21 protein-coding genes are annotated in these 23,872 nt (G+C 66.7%); 18 read left to right on the top strand and 3 right to left on the bottom strand.

The window, feature by feature from the left end:
- Positions 1-19: 19 nt before the first annotated feature.
- Positions 20-805, bottom strand: coding sequence for an alpha/beta fold hydrolase (locus tag E6C64_RS11585; protein WP_136427681.1), 786 nt, complete (start codon positions 803-805; stop codon positions 20-22).
- Positions 806-871: 66 nt separating this feature from the next.
- Between E6C64_RS11585 and E6C64_RS11580 the strand changes: the two genes are divergently transcribed.
- The 5 genes from E6C64_RS11580 to E6C64_RS11560 all read left to right on the top strand — a co-directional run bounded on the left by E6C64_RS11580 (position 872) and on the right by E6C64_RS11560 (position 5,688).
- Positions 872-1,276 (top strand): MarR family winged helix-turn-helix transcriptional regulator, encoded by a 405-nt coding sequence (locus tag E6C64_RS11580; RefSeq protein ID WP_136428661.1) that lies wholly within the window; start codon positions 872-874, stop codon positions 1,274-1,276.
- A gap of 9 nt (positions 1,277-1,285) precedes the next feature.
- Complete coding sequence (locus E6C64_RS11575) at positions 1,286-3,124, top strand: glycoside hydrolase family 2 protein (protein ID WP_136427680.1); 1,839 nt, start codon at positions 1,286-1,288, stop codon at positions 3,122-3,124.
- A gap of 111 nt (positions 3,125-3,235) precedes the next feature.
- Positions 3,236-4,102, top strand: coding sequence for an endonuclease/exonuclease/phosphatase family protein (locus E6C64_RS11570; RefSeq protein WP_136427679.1), 867 nt, complete (start codon positions 3,236-3,238; stop codon positions 4,100-4,102).
- Entirely contained in the window at positions 4,099-4,728 is a 630-nt protein-coding gene (locus tag E6C64_RS11565) for a DUF2238 domain-containing protein (protein ID WP_136427678.1), read from the top strand. The genes E6C64_RS11570 and E6C64_RS11565 overlap by 4 nt, the downstream gene beginning before the upstream one ends.
- A gap of 312 nt (positions 4,729-5,040) precedes the next feature.
- Entirely contained in the window at positions 5,041-5,688 is a 648-nt protein-coding gene (locus E6C64_RS11560; RefSeq protein ID WP_136427677.1) for a transglycosylase family protein, read from the top strand.
- 314 nt (positions 5,689-6,002) lie between these two features.
- Here E6C64_RS11560 and E6C64_RS11555 read toward each other — a convergent pair whose 3' ends face one another.
- Positions 6,003-7,145 (bottom strand): pyridoxal phosphate-dependent aminotransferase, encoded by a 1,143-nt coding sequence (locus E6C64_RS11555; RefSeq protein WP_136427676.1) that lies wholly within the window; start codon positions 7,143-7,145, stop codon positions 6,003-6,005.
- 230 nt (positions 7,146-7,375) lie between these two features.
- Between E6C64_RS11555 and E6C64_RS11550 the strand changes: the two genes are divergently transcribed.
- From E6C64_RS11550 to E6C64_RS11505, 10 genes are all read left to right on the top strand, one after another.
- Positions 7,376-8,236: an ABC transporter substrate-binding protein gene (locus tag E6C64_RS11550; protein WP_158437846.1), complete on the top strand. Its 861-nt coding sequence runs from the start codon at positions 7,376-7,378 to the stop codon at positions 8,234-8,236.
- A gap of 1 nt (position 8,237) precedes the next feature.
- Positions 8,238-9,152, top strand: a complete 915-nt coding sequence (locus E6C64_RS11545; protein WP_136427674.1) for an amino acid ABC transporter permease — start codon at positions 8,238-8,240, stop codon at positions 9,150-9,152.
- Positions 9,131-9,901: an amino acid ABC transporter ATP-binding protein gene (locus E6C64_RS11540; protein WP_199241025.1), complete on the top strand. Its 771-nt coding sequence runs from the start codon at positions 9,131-9,133 to the stop codon at positions 9,899-9,901. The genes E6C64_RS11545 and E6C64_RS11540 overlap by 22 nt, the downstream gene beginning before the upstream one ends.
- 55 nt (positions 9,902-9,956) lie before the next feature.
- A complete protein-coding gene (locus tag E6C64_RS11535) occupies positions 9,957-11,285 on the top strand; it encodes a winged helix-turn-helix domain-containing protein (protein WP_136427673.1) in 1,329 nt (442 codons plus the stop codon).
- On the top strand, positions 11,278-12,120 hold the full coding sequence (locus E6C64_RS11530) for a hypothetical protein (protein WP_136427672.1): 843 nt from the start codon (positions 11,278-11,280) through the stop codon (positions 12,118-12,120). Before E6C64_RS11535 ends, E6C64_RS11530 begins: the two co-directional genes overlap by 8 nt.
- The gene (locus E6C64_RS11525; protein ID WP_136427671.1) at positions 12,117-13,190 is read left to right on the top strand and encodes an MFS transporter; all 1,074 of its coding nucleotides are present in this window, start codon (positions 12,117-12,119) and stop codon (positions 13,188-13,190) included. The genes E6C64_RS11530 and E6C64_RS11525 overlap by 4 nt, the downstream gene beginning before the upstream one ends.
- Positions 13,191-13,255: 65 nt before the next feature.
- Positions 13,256-15,346: a hydantoinase/oxoprolinase family protein gene (locus tag E6C64_RS11520; protein ID WP_136427670.1), complete on the top strand. Its 2,091-nt coding sequence runs from the start codon at positions 13,256-13,258 to the stop codon at positions 15,344-15,346.
- Positions 15,343-16,245: a U32 family peptidase gene (locus E6C64_RS11515; protein WP_136427669.1), complete on the top strand. Its 903-nt coding sequence runs from the start codon at positions 15,343-15,345 to the stop codon at positions 16,243-16,245. The genes E6C64_RS11520 and E6C64_RS11515 overlap by 4 nt, the downstream gene beginning before the upstream one ends.
- Before the next feature lie 10 nt (positions 16,246-16,255).
- Positions 16,256-17,794, top strand: coding sequence for a hydantoinase B/oxoprolinase family protein (locus E6C64_RS11510; RefSeq protein WP_158437845.1), 1,539 nt, complete (start codon positions 16,256-16,258; stop codon positions 17,792-17,794).
- Positions 17,795-17,838: 44 nt separating this feature from the next.
- A complete protein-coding gene (locus tag E6C64_RS11505) occupies positions 17,839-18,465 on the top strand; it encodes a DUF1989 domain-containing protein (RefSeq protein WP_158437844.1) in 627 nt (208 codons plus the stop codon).
- Positions 18,466-19,028: 563 nt separating this feature from the next.
- On the opposite strand, the gene E6C64_RS11500 is transcribed toward E6C64_RS11505, so the two are convergent.
- Entirely contained in the window at positions 19,029-20,030 is a 1,002-nt protein-coding gene (locus E6C64_RS11500; protein ID WP_136427666.1) for a LacI family DNA-binding transcriptional regulator, read from the bottom strand.
- Positions 20,031-20,243: 213 nt separating this feature from the next.
- Here E6C64_RS11500 and E6C64_RS11495 point away from each other — a divergent pair, with 213 nt between their 5' ends.
- From E6C64_RS11495 to E6C64_RS11485, 3 genes are all read left to right on the top strand, one after another.
- The gene (locus E6C64_RS11495; protein WP_158437843.1) at positions 20,244-21,776 is read left to right on the top strand and encodes an ABC transporter substrate-binding protein; all 1,533 of its coding nucleotides are present in this window, start codon (positions 20,244-20,246) and stop codon (positions 21,774-21,776) included.
- A gap of 142 nt (positions 21,777-21,918) precedes the next feature.
- Entirely contained in the window at positions 21,919-22,866 is a 948-nt protein-coding gene (locus tag E6C64_RS11490; protein WP_136428659.1) for an alpha/beta hydrolase, read from the top strand.
- Positions 22,847-23,839 (top strand): alpha/beta hydrolase fold domain-containing protein, encoded by a 993-nt coding sequence (locus E6C64_RS11485; protein WP_136427664.1) that lies wholly within the window; start codon positions 22,847-22,849, stop codon positions 23,837-23,839. Before E6C64_RS11490 ends, E6C64_RS11485 begins: the two co-directional genes overlap by 20 nt.
- Positions 23,840-23,872: the final 33 nt, after the last annotated feature.

Genomic DNA, 23,872 nt, shown 5'->3' with positions numbered 1-23,872 from the left:
CCTCGGTGGGCCGGTCGCCTCAGCGGGCGGTGTCGCCGAGGAAGGGCGTCAGCGCCTCGAGCAGCAGATCGGGAGTCTCCATCTGCGGGACGTGACCGGTGCGCTCGAGGAGCTCGAAGCGCGCCCCCGGGATCGCGGCGGCGAAGGCCCGGCCGTAGTCGGTGTCGGCGATCCGATCCGCCTCGCCCCAGAGCACGAGTGCGGGCACACGGATCTCGGACAGTCGGCCGAGAAGCGTCGCGTCGGTCATCGATCCTCCGTACAGGGCGAGGGCGGCGCGATTGCCCGCGAAGATCGCTCGAGCCGCGGGCGGCAGCGCCGTCGGATCCAGGCTCGGCGCCTTCGACGGGTCGAACCAGCTCTGCGCGGCCAGCTCGGTCGGCTCCAGAGCGCTGGCGACGGGGTGCCCCTCCACCTCGATGCCGACCGCGTCGACCAAAGCGAACCGACCGAGCCGGGTCGGGTGAAGCAGCGCCAACTCGGCCGCGACCCATCCGCCGAGCGAGTTGCCGATGACTGTGACGTCGTCCAGCTCGAGCTGCTCGATCATGCCGGCATACAGCTCGGCGAGCCGGGCGACGGTGGTCAGACCCTCCGGGCGAGCGGTGCCTCCGAAGCCGGGGTGGGTCGGGACGAGGACGCGGGCGCCTGTCGCATCGGCGACGAGGTCGGCGAACGGGGTCACGGAGGCCGGGCCCGCTCCGCCGTGGAGGATCAGCATGGGACGTCCGCTGCCGCGTTCCTCCACGCCGAGCGGAGTGTCCCCGAAAGAGCTGCTGATGGTGAGAGATCGGCTGGAAGTCATGCGAGAACCGTAAATCAACATGTTGATATAAGCAAACTTAGACATTGGTATGCTGATCCCGTGGCGATGACAGAGCTGGAGCTGGGGCTGGCCGTCAAGCGACTCCAGATCACGCATCACCGCGCTGCGACAGAGGCGCTTCTGCCCTTCGACATCAGCCTCGTGCAGTGGGATGCCCTGCGGCACCTGCATGAGAATCCGGGGGCTTCGCTGCACGACCTGGCGGTGCTGACCTTCCAGACCGATCAAGCGTTCGGAACCCTCGCCGGTCGACTCGAGTCTCGTGGGTTCATCCGGCGGGTGAACGGACGAGGTCGTGCGATCCGCCCCGAGCTGACAGCGGAGGGTGAGCGCCTCTTCGCGGAGGGTCGCGAGGTGATGAAGCAGGTCGTCGGACGGTCCTTCGCGCCGCTCGATGCCGAGGAGCGAGCCGTTCTCGGGGACATGCTCGAGCGACTGCTCAGCCGATAGCGTGAATCCATGAGCGCCTCCCTTCCGGTCGCGTCCCAGCAGGACGGCACCTACCCGCGACCCCAGCTGATGAGGAGCGCGTGGTGCGAGCTCGACGGCGAATGGGACTTCGCCTTCGGCGCCGACCAGTCGGCCCCGCCGCGCTCCGTCGTCTTCGACCGGTCCATCGTCGTGCCGTTCCCGCCCGAATCCCCTGGCTCGGGGATCGGCGACACAGGCTTCCACCCGGTCGTCTGGTACCGGCGGGCCATCACCGCCTCGGAGCTGGCGGCGGCGGGCGCCGGTGCTGACGGCTCCCGCATCATCCTGCACTTCGGCGCCGTCGACCGGTCCGCGGACGTCTGGTTGAACGGGGTGATGCTCGGTCACCACGACGGTGGGCAGACCCCATTCTGGTTCGACATCACCGACGCACTGGGTACAGATGCACTGGGTACAGATGCACTCGGTTCCGATGCGCTCGCGCCTGACGCTCCGAACGAGCTCATCGTCCGCGCGGTCGACGACCCCCACGACGTCTCGGTGCCCCGCGGCAAGCAGGACTGGAACGAGGAGCCGCACTCGATCTGGTACCACCGGACGACCGGCATCTGGCAGCCGGTCTGGCTGGAAGCGGTCCCGGCGATCCGCATCACCGAGGTGCACTGGCAGACCGACATCCCGTCGGCGAGCGTCGACCTCGAGCTCACACTCGACCGCACGCCGGCGCCACGGACCTGGGCGCATGTGATGCTGTCGCGCGACGGCGAGGTGCTTTCGGAGGCCCGCTTCCATCTGTCGGAGGGCAGCTCGCAGCTCCGTCTGGGGCTCGATGGGCAGCGCAACGGTCAGCACTACGAGCAGCTGCTCTGGAGCCCAGAGTCTCCGACGCTTCTCGACGCGACGATCGTCCTCGAGCGGGACGGGCAGCCGACCGACGCGGTCTCCAGCTACCTCGGGCTCCGCAGCGTCTCAACGGGCCCGCGACGATTCCTGCTCAACGACCGTCCGACCTATCTGCGTTCGGTCCTCGCTCAGAACTATTGGCCCGAATCGCATCTGGCGGCACCCAGCGCGGCGGCCCTCCGCCGCGAGGTCGAGCTGATCAAGGCGCTGGGCTTCAATGCGGCTCGCGTGCATCAGAAGGCCGAAGATCCGCGCTTCCTGTACTGGGCCGACCGTCTCGGCCTGATGATCTGGGCAGAGACCGCCAGCGCCTACGCGTTCGACCCGCGCGCGGTCGCCGCGCTCACCGCCGAGTGGATCGAGCTCGTCCGACGCGATCGCTCCCATCCGTCTATCGTCACCTGGGTGCCCTTCAACGAGAGCTGGGGGATCCAGCACGTCGCCCACGACCACCGGCAGCGCGCCTTCAGCCGAGCGATCGCCGACATCACCCGCGCGATCGACGGCACGCGTCCCGTGATCTCCAACGACGGCTGGGAGCACACCTCGTCCGACATCTGGACGATCCACGACTACGAGGATGACCCGGCCGCACTCGCTCGTCGCCTCGGCACCGAGGACGCCATCACTGAGCTGCTGCACGGGTTCGGGCACGCGGGCCGCCGCATCTCCGCCTCGCAGATCGATGCGGGCGAGCCGGTGATGCTCACGGAGTTCGGGGGCATCAGCTTCGTCGACGCCGACGTGGAGGGCGCGTGGGGCTACAGCTCGGCGCACGATGCCGACGACTTCGAAGCCAAGGTGTCGGGATTGATCGGCGCGGTGCGCTCCTCGCAGGTGCTCGCCGGCTTCTGCTACACCCAGCTCACCGACACCGGCCAGGAGACGAACGGCCTGCTGTATGCCGATCGCTCGCCCAAGGTTCCCATCGAGACGCTGCGCCGGGCTGTCCTGGGGAGCTGACCGAGCGGCCCTGCAGCAGTCAGGCAGCCGGGCTGGCGATGCGCACCTCGAGCAGACGCGGAGTCGGCGGATGCTCAGCCCCGGCGACCGATCGCTGGCTAGCGTTGCGGCATGTCGTCGACCGTCATTGGCCGCGCTGCACCGCCCGGAGTGCACCTGATGTCGATCAACCTGCGTCGCCGACTCCCATTCGCTCGTCGACAGGACCGCTGGGCTCACCGTGAGCCCCTGGTCGCCGAGCTGCTCGGAGCTGAGCTGCCCACGATCCTCGGTGTGCAGGAGGCGCTTCCCGACCAGGATGCGGCGGTCGAACGAGCTCTGGGCGACGGCTACTCGCGGATCGGTCGCGGTCGGCGAGCCGACGGCTCCGACGAGCGCTGCTCGATCCACTGGGATGCGCGCCGCCTCGAGCTCGAGGATTGGACTCAGCTGGCCCTCTCCACCCGTCCCGATCGCCCTGGCTCGCGCAGCTGGGGTGCGGTGTTCCCGCGGATCGCGGTGATCGCCGAGTTCCGGGATCGCGCCGACGGCTCGCGGCTGACGGTGATCAACACCCACCTCGACCCCTTCTCCGGACGGGCGCGGTCGGAGTCCGCACGCCTGCTGCTCGCGGAGGCCTTGCGCCATGGAGGCGCAGTCGCCGTGATGGGGGATCTGAACGCCCGGCAGGGCTCGCCGGCGCTGCGCATCCTGCAGCCCGGATGCGCGCTGCGCGACTCGTGGGCCGCTGCCGACCAGCGCCTCACTCCCGCATGGCGCACCCATTCCGGCTACCGCAGGCCGAGCATCGGTCCCCGGATCGACTGGATCCTGGTCGGACCTGACCTGCGGGTGCGATCCGCCGCGGTCAACGCCCGGCGTTGGGGGATGCGGGCGACGTCGGACCATGAGGCGGTGCAGGCCGTCGTCGAGGTCGCGCCCTCGCTTGGATCTCGCACATTCGCCGACGAACCGGAGAGGAAGAGAACGGAGCGATGAGCAGCGACAGCGCCCAGGTGGTGCAGCGCAGTGTGCGGGAGCGTCCGGCGCTCGCCGCCACCTTCCTCCAGAAGCCGGAGTCGACACTCGAGTGGACGGCCGACGTCCTGCGCATCGTCGGACTGCTCTCTCTCGTGGTCGGTGTGATCGGCTGGGGGGCCCTGGCGGGCGCCGTGCTCGCCCTCGCGCTCCTGGGCCTCGTCGTGCCCCGGTTCCTCGGGCTCCGCGCCGGAATCGATGTCGCCGTCGGAGTCGCCGTGCTCGTCGCCGCCTGGGCGAGCGTGCTCGACCTCTACCGAGCCGCCCCCTGGATCGACATCCCGATCCACTTCACCCTCAACGGCCTGCTCGCGCTGCTCGTCGTGGTGGCAGCCCTCCGCGCCGGTGTCGAGCTGGATCGGCGGACTCCCGCGCTCGTGATCCAGACCCTGACGGTCGGCCTCGCCCTGGCGGCGCTCTGGGAGATGGGGGAGTGGGGCGGCCATCAGCTCAGTGAGACCGTGCTCGTCGGCTACGACGACTCGATCCTCGACATGGCCGTCGGCGGTGCGGGAGCCGGCGCAGCGGCGCTGCTCGTTCCGATCGCGCTCAAGCGGGACCGGTGGCAGGGGGCCAGCGACGCCTGAGGCCGACGGTCGGATGATCCAGGGAGTGGATGAGCGCCTACCGAACGCTTGCGTTGCGGCGTCAGCGACACGCCGCAGGTCGGGTAACGGATTTGCAACGAGGCCGAGCCCGACCTACTCTTCCTGTGCCAGCCGGCCCCGAAGCGCAGGAGCGTTCGGAACCCTTGACCGGACTGGACGTACGCCGGTGCTGCCACGCCTCACGCTGCCCACATGCAGCACCGTAAATCGAACCCTCTATTGCAGGGTGGGCAGTGGCGCGCCGAGACCCGGGGACGGGACGAGCGTCGGCGAACCCGTTGGAGCACGTACATGGGAATCCTGACCAACACTCGCGCCGCAGCAGGGGGCCTCGCCCTCGTCGCACTCACCGCGGCAGGACTCGCCTTCACGGCGGCGCCAGCCAATGCTGCCTCGCTCGACACCTGGGACGCCATCGCCGACTGCGAGAGCAGCGGCAACTGGCAGATCGACACCGGCAACGGCTACTACGGCGGCCTGCAGTTCAGCCCGAGCACCTGGGCCGCCTACGGCGGTTCCGGCAGCGCGTCCGACGCCAGCAAGGAACAGCAGATCGCTGTTGCCGAGCGGGTCCTCGCGTCACAGGGCTGGGGAGCGTGGCCCTCGTGCTCGGCACAGCTCGGGCTCTCCGGCACGAGCGGTTCGATCTCAGAGAATTCTGGCGCGTCGGTATCAGAGGCGGCGCCGTCGACCGACGACTCGGCTGACGTTTCAGGCCAGGCAGAGTATGTCGACGAGCCGGTAGCGCCATCTCGCGTGGTCCAGCCGGTTCCCCTCTCCGGCGAGACCTACACGGTCGCATCCGGCGACTCGCTGTCCGCGATCGCCACTCAGCTCAATCTGGCCGGGGGCTGGCAGCAGCTCGCGGACGCGAACATCGCCACGATCGGGGACCCCGACCTGATCTTCCCGGGACAGCTGCTGCTGCTCCCGGCCTGATCGCTTCGCTTTTCGGCGAGAAGCCCTCGGTTCGCCGGGGGCTTCTCTCGTTGATGCGCCGAGCTCAGGCTCCTGCGCCCCTTGCGTGACCTATCACGCCGTACGCTTCCGGCCGCTTGGCGCCGATCTTCAAGTGGCGGAGGGCTAGGGATTCGAACTCTGCCAACATGCCGATGATCAGGCTAAACAGTGCGGAGAAGCCCGAAACTCCAAGCGTTTTCGATCATCAGGTCTCGCCTGGATCACCCTGAAAATCATCCAGTTGTGGGCAGGATGTGGGCACGGACCGGAGTCTGCCGTAGTGATGTGTGGCATCACTGATCGAGGACGGCGGCGATTCTTTCGAGCGCAGGCAGCAATATCGCGTCGGGCGCGGTCAGCGCGATGCGCAGGGCGCTGTCGGCAGTCGGAGAGAAAACTCGCCCATCTGTGACGACAACGCCCTCCGCGCGGATCTCCGAGACGAGGACCTCGCCCGAGCGTCCGGTCGAGGAGGTGTCGAGCCACGCGTAGAACCCGCCGAAGTGCTCGACGGAGTCGATCGGCATCCAGCGCCCAAGAATCGCACGGGCCGCCTCGTGTCGTCGGCTATACGCCGCGGCCAGGTGCTCGGAGTCGCCGAGGGTTTCGGAAAGTGCTGCAAGCGCAACGATCTGGCCCGTGATGGGGGCGCAGCCCGAGGTTGTTCCGTGGATCGCGGCGACAGCCTCGCGGAACGCGACAGGGGAGACCAGCGACCCCACGCGCATTCCGGTCATCGAGTAGGTCTTCGAGAACGTGCGTGCACTGAAGGTCAGGTCGGCGCCCATCTCCAACGGGGATACCGCCCGCCCGCCGGCGAAGACCACCGACTCGTAGGCTTCGTCCGACAGGATGAGCGCACGGTGTTCGCGGACCAGCCTGACCACGCGATCGAGGGCGGCGCGGCTCGCGACCGTTCCCACTGGGTTTGACGGAGAGTTCACGATCACGAGCCGAGCGCCCGCGGTGAGTGCGAGTCCGATGGCATCGATGTCGAAGAAGCCATCACCTGACGTTCCCTGCACGTAGGTCATCACCCGTAGGCCATGGTGTTCTGCGACTACCCGGTAGTTAGGCCACGCCGGATCGGGGATCACGATGAGATCGCCGTGAGCGCAGGCCGCGCGCAGCGCGACCGACACGGCTTCGGTGCCGCCGGCGGTGATGACGACATCGGCCGCATCCGGCGCATAGCCGGTGCTTTCGCGGATATCGCGCGCGACTGCATCACGCAGCTCGTCCAATCCGAGCTTCGGCGTGTATCCCGTGCGCCCGGCGTTCAGGCTCGCGGCTGCCGCCTGCACCAGGCGCTGGGCCATGGGCTGATCGGGTTCGCCGATGCTGAGGTCGAGCTCGTCCGCTTGCAGTGCGCCCGCCATCATCCGCTTGACCGCAGCGTCAGCAGATATGGGGGCGGAAGCGGAAGTGGCAGTCATCTGGTCCTCTCAGGTGTCTCTCCGACGAAGGGCATGGCGCTGCCGGGAGATCGTCTCGGAGGCCACTGTAAGCGGGCGGACATGTCGCGAAGATGTCGTTTTCGTCGAAAGATACGCCCCGGTCGTCGAAGGGAAACACCTCGGAAACAATCGCCACGTCTACTCACTCTTGTACTTTCCTCAATTCCTAGTAGACGCTCGGAATTTCGGCCAAATCAAGGAGTAGCCCTGTGAGCCCCCTCGCCAAACTGCGTAGAACTGCCCTTGCGGGGGTGGGGATCGCGTCGTTCGCGCTCGTCGCCACCGCCTGCTCAACCACTCCGGCATCCACCTCGTCCGACGGGGAATCGACGACAGACGCCACCGTCATCGTCGCCGCGGCCGATCCGTCGCTCAGCCCTTACAACTTCATCGGCGACGACGGATCGACCTGGGAGGGCATCAACATCGACCTCGCCGCCGCGCTGTCCGAAGAGCTCGGCTCGACTGTCCAGTTCGAGAGCGCCGGCTTCGACACGATCATCCCCGGACTCGCATCCGGCCGCTACGACATGGCGCTCACCGGCATGTTCGACACGCTCGAGCGCGAGAAGACGGTCGACTTCGTCGATTACCTCGCTGCCAAGAACAACTTCCTCACTAAGGACAGCTACCGCGACATCGTGGACATGGACGACCTGTGCGGCGTCAACGTCGGCATCCCGGGCGGCGCCCTCGAGGCCTCCCTGCTGGCAGATGCCTCCACGGCCTGCATCGATGCGGATCAGCCGGCCATCAACGTCAGCGAGTTCGCCGACCTCGATGCCACGATCCTCGCGCTCATCTCGGGCCGCATCGACGTGACACCGAACGACTCGGCAGCCAACGCCTACGTGCTGGCCTCGAACGAGGACACCTTGAAGGTCAGCGGCGGATACCTCAACGAGGGCTACTTCGCCGCTGCCTTCCCGAAGGACAGCGAGCTCACCAGCAAGGTGCAGGACGCCTTCACCGCCATCATCGAGGACGGCACCTACGCCGACATCCTCGACAAGTGGGGCATCGCCGACCGCGCCATTGAGGAAGCGACCCTCAACGGAGCCACGTTCTAACGTGACCACCACCTCAACGACCGCTCCTGCGGGGCAGGACGACGACCTCGTCGTGCCCCGCAGGCGGCCGCTGCGATGGATCGGCATCGTGGTGGCGGCCTTGGTCCTCATCAACATCGCGTACTCGTTCATCACCAACCCCAACTACGGCTGGGAGACGGTCGGGAAGTACCTCTTCGACCCCCGCATCATCAGCGGTCTGGGCACCACCCTCATCCTGACTGTGGTCGGCATGGCGATCGCCACCGCGATCGGGCTGCTGCTCGCCGTCATGGCGCTGTCGGACACCCGGTCGCTACGTGCGATCGCCAGTGCCTACGTCTGGTTCTTCCGAGGCACACCGGTCCTCGTCCAGCTGATCCTCTGGTTCAACCTCGCGATCCTCATACCCGCGATCTCGATCGGGATCCCCTTCGGCCCGACGCTATGGTCCGCTGACACGAACTCGCTCATCACGCCCTGGACGGCCGCGATCCTCGGGCTGTCCCTCAACGAGGCCGCCTATCTGTGCGAGATCATCCGCTCGGGCATCATGTCGGTCGACCGTGGTCAGACCGAGGCAGCGCACGCGCTCGGCATGAGCCGCACGCTCACCTTCCGTCGGATCGTGCTGCCGCAGGCTCTGCGCGTGATCGTGCCACCGGCCGCCAACGAGGCCATGGGTCTGCTCAAGTACTCATCCGTGGTCAGCGTGATCGCGCTGCCCGAACTGCTCTATTCAGGGCAGCTGATCTACGCGCGCACCTACGAGACCATCCCGGTGCTGATCGTGGTGTGCATCTGGTACCTCGTGGTCGTCAGCATCCTCACCTGGCTGCAAGGCCGACTCGAACGCCGGCTCGGCGTCGGATTCCGAACTACCGCGACCATCACCGACACGGGAAGGTGGCGCCGATGGCTATCGCCGAACCACTAGTCAAGCTGACCGGTATCCGCAAGCGCTTCGGGCGCAACGAAGTCCTGCACGGCGTCGACCTCGAGGTCGACCGCGGCGAGGTGCTCTGCCTGATCGGCGCTTCCGGCAGCGGTAAGTCGACGCTGCTGCGCTGCATCAACCACCTGGAGAGTCCGGACGCCGGACGCGTGATCGTCGGCGGCGAGCACATCGGCTATCACGAGCGACACGGCCGCCGTCACGAGATGCCCGAACGGCTCGTCCGAGCCCAGCGCGCCGGCATCGGCATGGTCTTCCAGCACTTCAACCTCTTCCCGCACCTCACCGTGCTGCAGAACATCACCGAAGCGCCCCAGCGCGTCCTCGGCATGAACGCCTCGGAGGCCAATGCCACCGCGCACGATCTCCTCTCCCGAGTCGGCCTGGCGGACAAGGCCTCCGCCTTTCCCAAGAGCCTCTCCGGCGGTCAGCAGCAGCGCGTCGCAATTGCCCGAGGCCTCGCCATGCGGCCTCAGCTCATGCTCTTCGACGAGCCCACCTCGGCGCTCGACCCTGAACTGGTCGGCGAGGTGCTTGACGTCATGCGCGGACTTGCCGCCGACGGGATGACGATGATTGTCGTCACGCATGAGATGGGTTTCGCGCGGGAGGTGGCTAACCAGGTCGCCTTCATGCACCAGGGACGGATCGTCGAGCAGGGCCCACCGAGTCAGGTGCTCGGCAGTCCCACGCACGAGCGCACCCGTGGCTTCCTCTCCAAGGTGCTCTGACATGGCCAACGCCCTCCCTTTGACAGATCGGGACCGCCCGACTCCTCCGCGGATCATGAGCGCTCGAGACGCGGCGGTCCTCGCTCCGACGGTGCTCTGTGCCGAGGCCGGCTCGGCCGCCGCGTCACTTCCCGAGCTCATCCAACGCAAAGACTGGCCGTCCGCGGTGTTCATCGATGCGGGCAAGGCGGCGAACCACGCGTCCGTGCGGGACACCCGACTCGTGGTCGTCGGGGGCAATAGCTTCGCTTGGGTGCTCAACGCAACGAAGGTTCTCCGACTCGCGGGCCCCTTCCCGATCGCCGTCGTCGGCGTCCCCCTCACGCCCGACCAGGTGCTCTCGCTCCTCGACGCGGGCGCCAACCTGCTTGTCGACAGCATCGCCCAGCCCCGCGAGGCCCTGGCAAGGCTGATCGCTCTTTGCCGCGGCGCACGCGGCGAAGACGCCATGCGGGTTCGCTGGCTGCAGTCCGGCGACCTGCGCGTCGACCTCGGCAGCCGCCGCTGTCTGCTCGGCGGCGAGTCCATCCCGCTCAGCCAGAACGAATTCGACCTGCTCGCCTTCCTCATGATGCGCGCCCAGCAGACCGTCACCCCGCACGAGATCGTCCAGCAGGTGTGGAACTGGCATCACGGCGACGGCATGAACACCCTTCGTATTCACATCGGGCGGCTCCGCAAAAAACTGCACGACTCGAGCACGGCGCCCAGCTGGATCGGCTCCTCCCGAGGCGTCGGCTACCAGTTCCTACAGCCCGTCGCCGAGGTCGGCGAGGACCGGAGCGAAGACCGCCTCCGCCAGACCGTCGCCACCCTTAACGCGCAAGCGGATGCGCTTTACGCCATCGTCGACAGCCTGCGAACCGCGGCCGATGTCACCGAGATCGCCGAACTCGTCGTCGAATGGGCCGTCGGCCGCAACTTCTCCGACGCAGCCACCGTGTTCCGGCTCGCCACCGACGACAGCGGCCAGCCCATCTCGTCACTCGTGTCCTCCACGGGCATGTCATCCCGCTGGCGCCAGGCTCTCGCAACTGGGCATCCTGTGCGTGACGGCTTCATGGGCGCGCACGCCTACGCCAGCGGCGAGGTCGTCCAGCTCAGTGATGTCAGCAAACTGTCTAAGCGCTTCCCCGTTACGGCACGGATGTCTTCCCCCGAGGACCTGCACGCCTGCCTCCTGTTCCCGCTCTTCGTCGACGGTGTCATCTGGGGCGACCTCGCGTTCGTGAGCCGGACAGCCAAGGCCTTCAACCCCTCGCGAACCGCCTACCTGCGCTCCATCGCTGGTCTCATCTCGCTCGCGCTGGCCGCCGTGCCGAGCGTTCTCCCCGAAGCGACCACCACGCTGCCTGGAGCCGACGGAGCCGACGCCGATGCGTGAGTTCACCGATCCGGACGTTGCGGCGCTCGTCGACCTGGCAGTGCTGGTCGATGAGATCGCGCTCTGCATCGCCGACCTCGGCGCTGGGGCCGCGAGCCAGGCGCCCAAGTCAGCCCTCCCCCTCGGCGCGGACGGCTTCTTCCTCAGCATCGCCGGAGTGGTACCACGGCTCGGTCTCGCTGCAGCCAAGTGGGCGAGCTACTCTCCGGCGGCTCCCGGAGCGTCTGGGCTGTCGACGTCCGTGATCACGGTCAGCGCGGTGTCCACAGGCGAGCCGCTCGCCATCGTGACCGGGATGCGCGCGACCCATCTGCGCACCGGAGCGACCGCCGCCGCCGTCGCGCGTCGATGGTTCCCCGGCGGGGTCGATGCGCTGGTTCTGATCGGCTTCGGGCCCACGAACCGTGCGGTGCTCGAGGTCCTCGAGGCGATCGGCTTCGCGATCGGCGAGCTGCGGATCGTCGTCCGCAGCTCCTCATCGGCGCGCGCGGTGCAGGAGCTTCATCCGACCGCCAGGGTCAGCAGGGATGCTCGCTCGGCGTCGACGGGTGCGGCGCTCGCGATCTCAGCGACGGGCAGCACGGGTCCTGTAGGCGACGCGGGTCTGCTCGAACCCGGCGGTGCGGTGATCACGCTCGACGGTCTGCGCACCTGGGCCGGATACGTCCCCGCCGACGTGGTCGACGACCGCGGCACCGCAGGGGTGCGTCCACTCGCCGACGCCATGACGAGCGGGCCGGTCGGGCGCAAGAGCGTGGTGTTCGACATCGCCGGCTCCGCTGTCGCCGACGTCGCGCTCGCGGCGCAGCTCATGGAACGGGCGGACGCAGAATGACTATGCGCACCGCCATGGTGGTGGCCCTCGCCGCCGCCAGCGCATTCTCCAGCTTCCCGAGCGCCTTCTATCAGCAGCTGCCGCCCGATTTCGGCTCCGCGGCGCTCACCACCGCGCTTCTCTTCGCTGCGCACGGCATCGCCGCCGCCCTCGCCATGGGCGTGCTCGCTCGTCGACAGGGTGCTAGATGGATCTCCCGATTCGGCACGGCACCGATCATCGTCGTCGCGCTGCTGGTCGACGCCCTCGGGGGAGCGGTCCTCGCCCTGGCGGGCGACGGCTCAGAGCTGGCCGAGTTACTCGTCGGACGGCTCGTCACGGGCGCAGCGCTGGGCATCGTCACCGTCTGCGCCACCTCGGTCATCGTGACCGCGCCGCGGGGCTCGTCGGTAACGACCGCCTGCATCCTCGGCGGCGTTGGAGCGGGCGCCGTGCTGTCGGGTGGAATCGCCGCTTTCGACCTCGCCCGCTCGGCGGTGTTCGTGGTCGGCATCCTGCTCCTGCTCCTCGCCGCGGGGCTCGTCCACTCGGCCTCAGGGCGAACGTCTGATTTGTCGCCCGCGCGCCAGGAGACGGACTCACCCGGAGGGACGCCAGCCGTCCCCCCGATCTTCACTGCCGCCGTCGCAGTCGCCGTCACCCTTGCCTTCGTAAGCAATGGGGTGCTCGGTCTCTTCACCTCAATCGTGCCCGGATTCGTGGCCGCGGAGAGCGGCGGTGCCCCGCTGATCGCGGGGCTCACCGCCGGCACGGCGCTGCTGGCGGCGGGTGCGGCGCGCGTCCTGCTCGCGCCGGTTGAATCGGGCGTCGTCCGGATCATCGGCTTTGTCGCCCTCGCTCTCGGTGCGGCCGCGTTCGCGTACGGGATGGTCGCGTCGGCGATTCCATCGGCTCTCGTCGGAGGAGCGCTGCTCGGAGGCGCTGCCGGCATCGCCTATAGCACGGCCATCGATCTGGCCGCCCGCACCGCGGGCCCCGTGCGCATCCGGATGCTCGCCCAGGTTCAGCGAGGCGGCCAGCTCGGCCTCGTCATCCCCGTTCTCCTCTTCCCGCTCGCAGCACAGCGCTGACACCGAAACCAAGGACTTTCCATGACCAATTCCACATCCATCGCAACCCACCTGGAGGCGACCCCGTGCGCGTGAGCTTCGACATCGGCGGCACATTCACCGACCTCGTGCTCCTCGATGAGCAAACAGGTCGCGCGTGGCTGGGCAAGTGCCTGACCACCTACGACGACTTCAGCCGCGCCATCGAGCAAGGCATCCTCGAGGTGCTCACCGCAGCGGAGGCAAACACGACCTCCATCGACAAGGGAGTGGTCGGAGCGACCACCCTCGTCACCAATGCGCTCATCGAGCGCCGCGGGGCCACCACCGCGCTGATCACGACCAAGGGCTTCGGAGACACGCTCGAGATCGGCCGCGAGTGGCGCTACGACCTGTACGACCCGCAGCTCAAGCTGCCTGACCCGCTGGTCCCGCCCGAGCTGCGCTTCGAGCTCACCGAGCGCCTGCTCGCCGACGGCAGCGAGCATCTGCCAGTCGACCTCGACGAGCTCGGCCGCATCGTGGATCGCATCGCCGAGCTGAGCGTCGAGTCGGTCGCAGTCTGCCTGCTTCACTCCTACATGAATCCGGCCCATGAAGAAGAGGTCGCGCGCGTCTTCGCCGACCGACTCGGCGACATCCCGGTCACCTTGTCCGGTCACCTGGTCCCCGTCATCCGCGAATATGAGCGCACCGTGACCACCGTCGCCAACGCCTACGTCCGACCGGTAGCAGGCGAGCACTTCCACGACATCGAGGTCGCGCTCGAGAACCTTGGGTTAACCGAGCCCCTCATGCTCATGCAGTCCAACGGTGGCGTCATCACCACAGGCACAGCGCGCAGATACCCGCTGCGACTGCTCGAATCGGGGCCAGCCGCCGGCGCTATCGGAGCCGCCTACGTTGGCAAGGACCTCGGCCTGGACCGACTCATCGCCTTCGACATGGGCGGCACCACCGCCAAGGTGTGCATCATCGAGAACGGCGAGCCACGCGTCGCCTCGAGTTTCGAGGTCGGACGCGTGCACCGACTCAAGCCGGGCAGCGGCCTTCCCGTCACGATGCCCGTCGTCGACATGCTCGAGATCGGGGCCGGCGGCGGATCGATCGCAGCGCTCGATGCCCTCGGGCTGCTCAAGGTCGGGCCTCACAGCGCCGGTTCGCGCCCCGGTCCCGCCGGCTACGGCAACGGCGGCACCCAGCCCACCGTGACCGACGCCGACATCGTTCTCGGCTACCTCGACCCCGACTACTTCCTCGGCGGACGGATGACGCTCGACGTGGACGCGTCGAGAAGGGCGATGCTCGAGCACCTCGGCTCCGCATTCGGAGACGATCCGATTGCCGCGGCCGCCGGCATCGTCCGGGTCGTCGACGAGCACATGGCGCTTGCGATGCAGGTGCACGCGACCGAGCGCGGCCACGACCCTCGTTCGTTCACCATGCTCGCCTTCGGCGGCGCTGCCCCTGTGCACGCCGCCCGCGTCGCGCGGACGCTGGGCCTGTCGCATGTCGTGATCCCCAGCGCAGCCGGGGTGCTGTCCGCGACGGGCCTGCTCGTCGCCCCGCCCATGGTGGAGGTCTCGCGCACACGCCTCACGGAGCTCGCCGTGTGGACGGACCAGACCCCCGCCTCGGCGTACGGACCACTCCGCCTGCAGGCAGAGGAGGAGCTCGGCGAGACCGCCGACCGCTTCGAGTACGCCGTCGACATGCGATTCGTCGGCCAGGGCTTCGAGATCGAGGTCGCCGTGCTCGCCGACGACGGTCCCGCCGAGTACCTCGTCAAGTTCGCGACGCAGTACGAGCGCATCTACGGCACCCGCCCCGACTACACACGGGCCGAGGTCGTCACCTGGCGCGTCCGCGCGTACGGCACCTTCGACCAGCCCTCCCTCGTCCGCACGAGCCCACCGGCCGTCGCGGACGACTCCGTCGGGCGGAGCCGGATGATCTGGTTTCCGGAGACCGGACTGGTCCGTGCCCCCGTCTTCCGGATGCTCGAGCAGCAGCCCGGAACGAGCGTCGTCGGACCCGCCATCTTCCAGCTCCCTGAGAGCACAGCGGTGATCGGCCCCGGCGACCTCGCCGAGCTCGACGAAAGCGGCAACCTGCACATCGCGATCAACCTCCGGTCGTCTGCGCAGACCGCAACGAACGAGCGGGTCAGCGCATGAGCGGTGACCGCATCGATTCCTGGCTCGACGAGTTGGGCCTGCCATCCCGTGATCCCGGCCGGCCGGAGACGAGCGCTGGACGCTTCGCCGACGGCGGCTGGTACAAGTGGGAGGTGGCGGGCGCTCTCGACGGCTCATCGGTGAGACGACTCGTCGAGTTCCTGCAATCGCATGACGTGCACGTGCACCAGATCACCAACACCGTCGGCACCATGCGCTACCTGGACGAGCAGATCCTCGACCTTGTGGCGACCTGCGCTCAGCTGGAGATCCAGCTGCGGATGGCTGTCGGCCCGCGTGGACTGCACGACATCGGTGGCCAGAAGCTCGGATCGAGCTCGGTGGCCGCGGCCAGCGCATACCGGCTGCGCGGCGCCAGCGCCCTGCGCACCGGGGTCGACGACGTGCTGCACGCGATCGAGCTCGGCGTTCGCGGATTCCTCGTCTTCGACGAGGGCCTCCTCACCGTGCTCGCCCAGCTGCGCGCGGGAGGACACCTGCCCGCGGGCATCCGCCTCAAAGCCTCCTCCAATATGGGAGCCGCCAATCCGGCACACGCCCGACTCCTCGTCGAGGCAGGCGCGGACTCCGTGAACCTGCAGCGCGATCTCGACGTGCGGATGATCGCGGCCGTACGAGCAGCGACGGATGCCGCGCTGGATCTGCACACCGACAACCCGCCGTCGACGGGCGGCTTCCTCCGCGGCTACGAGATCGGCGAGATCGTGCGGGTGGCGGCCCCCGTCTACCTCAAGACCGGCAATGCGGCGCAGGACTTCTCCGAGACCGCGCCGACGGAGCGCGAGCTGGCGGCGATCGCTCATCAGCTGCTGCTGGACCACCAACTGCTCACCCGACTATTCCCGACGGCCACGCCGTCCGAGACCCCCGAATTCTAGGAGCCACCACATGACCAACTGGGACGCAGCAACACTTCAGATCGTCTGGCAGAGACTCATCTCAGTCGCCGATGAGATGGCCGCCGTGCTCCTGCGCACCGCCTTCAGCTCCGTCGTGCGCGAGTCGAACGACCTCGCGTGCGCCGTGCTCACCGCCGATGGCGACCTACTGGTCGAATACGGCCGATCCGTGCCGGTGTTCACCGGAACCGTCGCCGGGACGGTGCGCAACATGATCACGGAGTTCGGTGTCGAGAACATCGGCCCGGGTGATGTGATCGCCACCAACGACCCATGGTTCGGCAACACCCACCTGCCCGACTTCACGGCCGCGACACCGGTGTTCCGGGACGGCGCGGTCGTGGCCTGGGTTGCGAGCATCTGCCACGTCTCCGACATCGGCGGCACCTCAGAGGGTGCCTTCGCCCAGGACATCTACGAGGAGGGCTTTTGCCTTCCTCCCGTGAAGCTGGTCGACGCCGGTGCGCCCAACGCCCTCGTGCGCAAGATCCTCGCTCGCAACGTGCGCGTGCCCGATCAGGTGCTGGGCGACATCGACGCCCTCATCGCCGCCAACTCGCTCGGCGTGCGCCGAATCACCGCGATGATCGCCGGCGACGACGGCCTGGACATCTCGGAGGCTGCCGCACAGATCGCCCGTGTGACAGAGAAGGCCATGCGTGACTCGATCCGCCAGATCCCCGACGGCTCGTACACGGCGCAGGTCGAGTTGGACGGGTTCGAGGAGCCCAAGCAGATTACCGTCACCATCGAGGTCACCGGCGATGAGCTGGTCGTCGACTACGAGGGGACGTCGTCGCAGAGCACCTACGGGATCAACTCCGGATCGCCGACGATGGGCTACACCCGGTACGGCATGGCCTGCCTGCTCGCCCCCGACGTTCCGAACAACGAGGGCGCCTTGCGGCCGATCACGATCAGGGTGCCCAAGGGATCCCTCCTCAACCCCAGCCACACCGCAGCGGTGAGCGCCAACTTCCCTGCGCATGCCATCCCGGCCGTGCTCTCGCGCGCCCTGCTCGGTCCGCTGCCGTCACGCGTCGCCGCTGCGGCAGGAACACCCTTCTGGGTGGTCGGGGTGCGCGGCAGCAACGAGAAGGGCCCATTCGCGTCGCTCCTCTGCTTCAACGGCGGCCAAGGCGCCTCCGAAGGCCAGAACGGGTACGCCACCCTCAGCACCCCGAGCAACGTGTCGAACACACCGATCGAAGTCGTGGAGAACCAGGTGCCCCTGCTCGTCGGGTCAAAGCGCATCGTCCGCGGCTCCGGGGGAGCGGGACAGTGGAGCGGCGGCGAAGGCCAAGAGATCGAGATGACGAGCATCCATGAGGACCCGCTCGACATCATCTTCCTTACCGAGCGAATCGCGCACGCCGCACCGGGCCTCGCTGGCGGCGGCGACGGTGCCACCGGAATCCTCCGAGTCGACGGAGTCGACGTGGAACACCCGAAGGGGCGCCTCACCCTCGCGTCAGGCTCGAGCATCCTTCTTCGCACTCCCGGCGGCGGTGGCTACGGCGCCGCATGACAAATCTCATCGACCGTCACAACTCCGAACCAGAAAGCACTGACATGACCATCACCGCACCGTTCATCGACTTCGCCGTCCCCGGCACCATCCACGTTCCCGCCCGAGGCCGCCTCGCGCTCAAGCTGCGCAAGGGCCAGAAGATGACCATCACCGACGTCAAGGGCCAGCAGGTCATGGACATGATCGCCGCCATGGTCGACGACCCCAACGAGCGCCTGTCCTGCATGTTCTCCCGCGTCAGCTCGGGCAAGTGGGACCTCAATGAGGGCTACACCGTCTACAGCACGAAGTGCACCCCCATGCTCAACGTGCTGCACGACGACAACGGCACCCACAACATGACGGGCGGCTACTGCTCGCAGTGGTCCAACGCGATCCGCTACGGGACCGGCAAGACGTTCACCTGCCATGACAATCTCGTCGGTGACTGGGAGGAGCTCGGCCTCGACGTCGAGAAGATTTCACCCGACATGTGCATCTCCCTCTTCATGAACATCGCCCACCACGCAGACGGCACCATGCAGATCCAGGAGCCCACCACCAAGCCCGGAGACCGGATCACCTTCGAGGCGCAAGAGGACCTGTACATCGGACTGTCGAACTGCCCGGAGGAGCACAACCCCTGCAACGCGTTCCACGTCACCGAAATGGATGTGACCATCGAGTAACCCAGCCGTGGCGAGAGCTCGGTTCGGTTGCGTCGACGTCGGCGAATGTGAATGTGAATACGGCCATCGCCTGTACGTGGCCTCACGAATGAGGTGCGTGAGGTCTCAGATTGTGGCCTCGCCGCCACCGCACCTCTTGTCCATCAGAAGGTGCCACTTTTCGACCAGGAGTAACCCGATTTACCGGTGTGCCTGGGGATCCCCGTCCCTTAAAAGATCCCGCCGTGGCGTCTGTCCCCCGACAGTCTTGTGTCTACCCCGGCGGTGCGTAACTCGAGTTCAGCTAGGAAAGCCGCAGCCGGATGCCGATTTTCTCGGGGCTCTTCGACCGCGCGGCTAGAGAGGTGGATGGATCCATGCAGAAGGAGGTCGACTGTCTGGGTCGCGCCGGTCATCGTCAGGGTGGGAACTGTCACGATGTCGCCGAACCGAGAACGAGTGAGTGAGAGCGCATAAGCAAGCAGCGCGTCGGCCACCTCGTCCAGCATGACGAGTTCTTCACCGTCGTACCTGACCCGCTTCATAGCAACCCTCTACACAACGCACGATGAGCGGACACGTGTCTAGGTCGAATCTCGGACAACGAGTGAGATGGAATCTGGACCGACCGGTGCGGCCGCGGTTTCACCCGACATGCCGCTGACGATGAGTTGGGCGAGGTAGCCCGCAATGAGTCGCTCATCTTGCTTCACTGAGGTGAGAGGAGGAAATGCAAACCGAGCCAATGGTTCGTCATCGACGCCGACGACCGCGAGATCGCGGGGCGCGCTGAGATCTGACGCACGCAAGCCCGCCAAGATTGCGACGGCTAATTCGTCGTTGTAGGCGGCGACCGCCGTGACGGCGGGGTCGAGGCCCTTCCATCGCTCGATAGTCTCCACTGCTGCTTCGACCTCGATGTCCATCGAGCTAACCTCCAGCTTCGCTAAACCGAGCTCGAAAGCAGCGCGCTCGGCTCCGCGGACCCGAAGGTCGACGAATGTCTGCACGCGCACATCCCTGAGGGCGGCGTACGCGATCCGCGTGTGCCCCTTCGAGGCAAGATGTTGCACCTGTAGAGCGCCGATCGATTCCTGCGGGAGCACGAATTCCTGACCGGAAGGGCGCTCGGAGGTGAGCAGGGCGGTCGCAACGTGTACCCCTGCTTCCCGCATCAACTCGACATCGCGGTCGTCGACATCGTGAAAAGCCACCACTGCTGCCGGCGCAGCGTCTTGCCACAGCGACGCGAGTGACTTACCGGCGGACTCGCGCCGCATCATCAGGAACAGCCCGTGCCGTTCAAGGGCTGTTGTCAGAGCGTCGATAATCCCCGCAAGTACGGGGCCGAGTGGCCAGTCCGGCATGAGAAGCAGCACAGTATCGCTGTGGCCGAGCCGCAATGCGCGCGCAACGGAGTTCGGCGTGTAGTTGAGACGCCTGACCGCCGCGAGAACGCGGTCGCGAGTTTCCTCGGGGATCTTCTGATGCGGTGTCTCGTTCAGAACGTAGCTGACGGTGGTCTTGGAGACCCCGGCCTCTTTGGCGACGTCCAGTGCGGTGACGCGGCGAAGGTGTTGACTCATTCGTCGCTCCTCCAACGGCTCGCGGTTATCCGTGGCTCTCATAGTACTGATTCGAATCAGTTCCGCTGAGTCTTGGAAGCAGTTCCTTCTCGGGCGCACTCTCTGGGGTGGTTGACTCTGCCTCCGAACGCTCGTACAGTCCCGTTGACTCGATTCACTAAATCGAATCAGTGACCTATGACCGAGCCCTGGGCTCCACACCGAAGGACGACGATGTTCAAATGGAAATCCGGAGCAGTGCTTGTAGCTGCTGCGTTGGCTCTCGCTGGTTGCTCAGGTACGGGATCCGGCACGGCGTCTGAGTCCGGTGCTGCAGGAGGAACCCTGACGTGGGGAGCGATCCTGCCGCTCTCGAGCTTCTCTGCCCAAAACGCGTCTTGGGCCAACGAATCGCCCTACCTGCAGCCGGTCTACGACACCCTCTTCCAGGCAGACCCCGACGGCACCCCACAGCCGAACATCGCGACCCAATGGGAGTACAACGCGGATCGCACCGTGCTCGACGTCACTGTGCGAGATGACATCAAGTTCACCGATGGCACCTCGCTGGACGCTGACGCCGTTACGCAGAACCTTCTGCGTTTCAAAGAGGGAACCTCTCCGAATGCGAACAACCTTCGCAACGTCGAGGACGTTGCGACGATCGACACGACTCACCTGGAGATAACGCTCGGCGCGCCCGATCCCGCGCTACTCACCTACCTCACTCAGAATGCGGGTCTGGTGGAGAGCCCGGCGGCATTCGACTCCCCGAACATCGAGACGGTGCCCGTGGGCTCAGGGCCCTACATCTTCAACGCCGATGAGACCGTCGTCGGCAGCAGCTACGTCTACGACGCCAATCCCGACTACTGGAACCCTGACGCTCAGCACTACGCGAAGTTCATCGTCAACGTCTACTCCGACCCGACTTCGCTGCTCAACGCGATCCAGGGAGGACAGGTCAACGCGACCACAGTTCTGGACAACAGCTCCCTCCCCCAGATGGAGGCCGCGGGTTTCACCGCGAACAGTGCGGAGACCACATGGGCGGGACTGCTTCTCAGCGACGTCAACGGGACGCTCACTCCGGCTATGGCCGATGTGCGAGTGCGCCAGGCCATCAACTACGCGTTCGATCGTGACGCACTTCTGAAAGCGGTTCTCGGTGAGTACGGCACGGCCACCACTCAGATCTTCGGGCCGCCCTCGTCAAGCTTCGACGAGTCGCTGGACGACGTATACCCGTACGACCCCGCGAAGGCGAAGAAACTGCTCGCGGAAGCCGGCTATGCGAACGGGTTCACGTTGACCATGCCAACCGCGCCGGTCATTCCCGACTCGGCGTTCACCCTCATCGCCTCGCAGCTCGAGGCTGTGGGAATCACCGTGGAGTACCAGGCCGAAGCCGACGCCAATGCGTACATCTCCGATCTGCTCCAGCAGAAGTTCTCCGCCGCCTACTTCCTGCTTCCGTCGTCTCTAGACAACTGGCAGATGTCGCAGGCGCAGATCGCTGCGGCGAGCAATTGGAACGTCTTCCACATCGATGATCCAAAGGTCGAAGAGCTGATCTCGACCATTCAGAACGGTGATGAGTCAGCAGGCGAGTCTGCGGGCAAGGAACTCAACGCCTACATCGTGGATCAGGCGTGGTTTGCGCCCTTCTACCGTCAGCAGACCAACTTCATGACGGACGCCAATACGAAGGCGACAGTGCAGGTCGGCAACGCGGTTCCGTACATCTGGAATGTCGTCCCCTCCTGATCCTTCCCTTACCCCTCGGCCCAGTCGTGACGCCGTCGTCGTCCTCCGCCGGCGTCACGACTGCCTTCAGTTGACCGAACCCCTGTCGTTCCAGCAACCCAGCATCGCGAACCCGTCCAACATCCATCAGAGAGCCGTCATCATGCCCCTCGACCCCATCCTCGTGCCGCTGCTCGTCGGATACCCCGAGATGCCCCAAGTCATCGACGATTACGACGCTTTTCGCGCCGCCACCAGTCAGGGAACCGACGCTCTGATCGCTCAGGTTGCTGAACCCGGCCCCGAGGTCGCACGCATCGACGACGTTGACATCCCGGTCGCTGGCGGGACGATCGTCCTGCGGATCTACCGCCCCGAAGTGGCTGGACCCCTTCCGATCCACCTCTTCTTCCACGGCGGCGGCTTCGTCGTCGGGTCGGTGTTCGATCAGGTGACCGACATCACCTGTCGTGAGCGTGCCGCTCTGGGCGATCACATCGTGGTCTCGGTGAACTATCGCAAGGCTCCGGAGAACGCGTTCCCTGTTCCCCTCGACGACGCGTATGCCGCGTTGCTGTGGGCGGCGGACAACGCGTCCGCGATCGGCGGCCGCGCGGACCGCATCTCCGTTGGGGGAGCTTCCGCCGGCGGAAATCTCGCAGCCGCGCTCGCACTAAAAGCCCGAGATCTCAACGGCCCGTCCTTGGTGCTTCAGATCCTCGAAGTGCCGGCCCTCGATCTGTCCTTCTCGTCACCGGCTCACGACCTGTTCGGCAGCGGCTTCGCGCTGTCGACCTGGGATCTCGAGGTGTCTCGCCGCGCCTACCTGGCCGACGACAACGACTACCTCAGCCCCTACGCCTCACCCCTGCATGCGCCCGACCTCGCCGGACTTCCACGCGCTGTGATCCTCAGCGCCGAGTTCGACATCCTCCGAGACGACGGCTCCGCGTATGCGCAGCGGCTCGAGGAGGCCGGCGTCGACGCGCAGTTCACGCTCCAGGAAGGGCAAGTGCACGTATCCAGTGCCCTTACCGCCATCTCACCGGCGGCGCGCTTCTGGCGGACGCAGATCATCGACGCTCTCCGCGGTGTCACCGACGGTGAATGACCCCCAAGCGGCACGATCCGCATCCGCAGCGCGCAAGGGCGCCGCGAAGCCAAGGATCAAGCTCTACAACTGGCTCTACTCGGCGATCGGCAAGCGGGTCATCTCCCCGCGGCTGAAGCCATTGGACCTTCAGGTCACCACGAGGGTCATCGCGGAGCCGACGGTGGCGATGGTTCCGACGCGACATGGCCTCGTCCGCTGCTTCATCTACCGCCCACACCCTGACGCGCCGCTGGCGAGTGGCCTACCACCGGTCCATATCAACATCCACGGCGGCGGCTTCATTCTCACCAATCCACGCCAGGACGATCTGCTCGCCACCTACCTCGCCGCCGAGGTCGGCGTCGTGGTTGTCAACGTGGACTATTCGACCGCTCCCGGGGCGCTCTATCCGGTCGCCGAAGAGCAGTGTTTCGACGTTGCGAAGTGGGTTGCTGACTCAGGCCGAGAAAGGGAATGGGACGCCAGCAGGATGAGCATCGGTGGAGCCAGCGCGGGCGGCAAGTTGGCTCTCAACGTCCTGCAGCAGGCTCATTCTGCAGGAGCGCCCGAATTCCGCTCGGTGCAACTCGTTGTACCTCTGGTCGATGCAAGCCGAACCGTGGCGAGCTATCAGTCGCCGCTGGCGAAACCGGATATCTCGCAGTCCATCGTCCGCTTGATCCTGGGGACCTACTTCGTGGATCATTCGCGCCTCAGCGAACCCCTCGCTGCGCCCCTCCTGGATCCCCGCCTCGCTGAAGCGGTGCCCTCGACACTCGTTCTCGGCGCCGAACTCGATACCTTGCGACCTCAGATCGATGATCTGGTCCAGATGCTCCGCCGGCAGGGCAGCGCGGTCGTCTACCGATGCTTCGACGGGCTGGATCATGCATTCCTCGCCGTGGCGACCACTCCGTCGGACATCATCCGCGAAGCGCTTGATCTCATTGGACGACATGTAATCGAGCATTCAGCGCGCAACCCGCATTAGGTCGGGGTCCGCGGCGTCTGCCGCGGGTAGCTC

Source organism: Naasia lichenicola (genome assembly GCF_004801885.1).
In the GTDB taxonomy this organism is placed as follows: domain Bacteria; phylum Actinomycetota; class Actinomycetes; order Actinomycetales; family Microbacteriaceae; genus Naasia; species Naasia lichenicola.
This window is presented reverse-complemented; position numbering and strand designations above follow the sequence as displayed.

Bases quoted from the DNA above. Each gene is read 5' to 3' on its own strand.
- E6C64_RS11560 (WP_136427677.1), top strand. From the start codon at position 5,041: ATGGGAATCCTGACCAACACTCGCGCCGCAGCAGGGGGCCTCGCCCTC.
- E6C64_RS11565 (WP_136427678.1), top strand. From the start codon at position 4,099: ATGAGCAGCGACAGCGCCCAGGTGGTGCAGCGCAGTGTGCGGGAGCGT.
- E6C64_RS11555 (WP_136427676.1), bottom strand. From the start codon at position 7,145: ATGACTGCCACTTCCGCTTCCGCCCCCATATCTGCTGACGCTGCGGTC.
- E6C64_RS11530 (WP_136427672.1), top strand. From the start codon at position 11,278: ATGCGTGAGTTCACCGATCCGGACGTTGCGGCGCTCGTCGACCTGGCA.
- E6C64_RS11575 (WP_136427680.1), top strand. From the start codon at position 1,286: ATGAGCGCCTCCCTTCCGGTCGCGTCCCAGCAGGACGGCACCTACCCG.
- E6C64_RS11515 (WP_136427669.1), top strand. From the start codon at position 15,343: ATGAGCGGTGACCGCATCGATTCCTGGCTCGACGAGTTGGGCCTGCCA.
- E6C64_RS11540 (WP_199241025.1), top strand. From the start codon at position 9,131: ATGGCTATCGCCGAACCACTAGTCAAGCTGACCGGTATCCGCAAGCGC.
- E6C64_RS11495 (WP_158437843.1), top strand. From the start codon at position 20,244: ATGTTCAAATGGAAATCCGGAGCAGTGCTTGTAGCTGCTGCGTTGGCT.
- E6C64_RS11580 (WP_136428661.1), top strand. From the start codon at position 872: ATGACAGAGCTGGAGCTGGGGCTGGCCGTCAAGCGACTCCAGATCACG.
- E6C64_RS11490 (WP_136428659.1), top strand. From the start codon at position 21,919: ATGCCCCTCGACCCCATCCTCGTGCCGCTGCTCGTCGGATACCCCGAG.
- E6C64_RS11535 (WP_136427673.1), top strand. From the start codon at position 9,957: ATGAGCGCTCGAGACGCGGCGGTCCTCGCTCCGACGGTGCTCTGTGCC.
- E6C64_RS11585 (WP_136427681.1), bottom strand. From the start codon at position 805: ATGACTTCCAGCCGATCTCTCACCATCAGCAGCTCTTTCGGGGACACT.
- E6C64_RS11510 (WP_158437845.1), top strand. From the start codon at position 16,256: ATGACCAACTGGGACGCAGCAACACTTCAGATCGTCTGGCAGAGACTC.
- E6C64_RS11570 (WP_136427679.1), top strand. From the start codon at position 3,236: ATGTCGTCGACCGTCATTGGCCGCGCTGCACCGCCCGGAGTGCACCTG.
- E6C64_RS11500 (WP_136427666.1), bottom strand. From the start codon at position 20,030: ATGAGTCAACACCTTCGCCGCGTCACCGCACTGGACGTCGCCAAAGAG.
- E6C64_RS11525 (WP_136427671.1), top strand. From the start codon at position 12,117: ATGACTATGCGCACCGCCATGGTGGTGGCCCTCGCCGCCGCCAGCGCA.
- E6C64_RS11505 (WP_158437844.1), top strand. From the start codon at position 17,839: ATGACCATCACCGCACCGTTCATCGACTTCGCCGTCCCCGGCACCATC.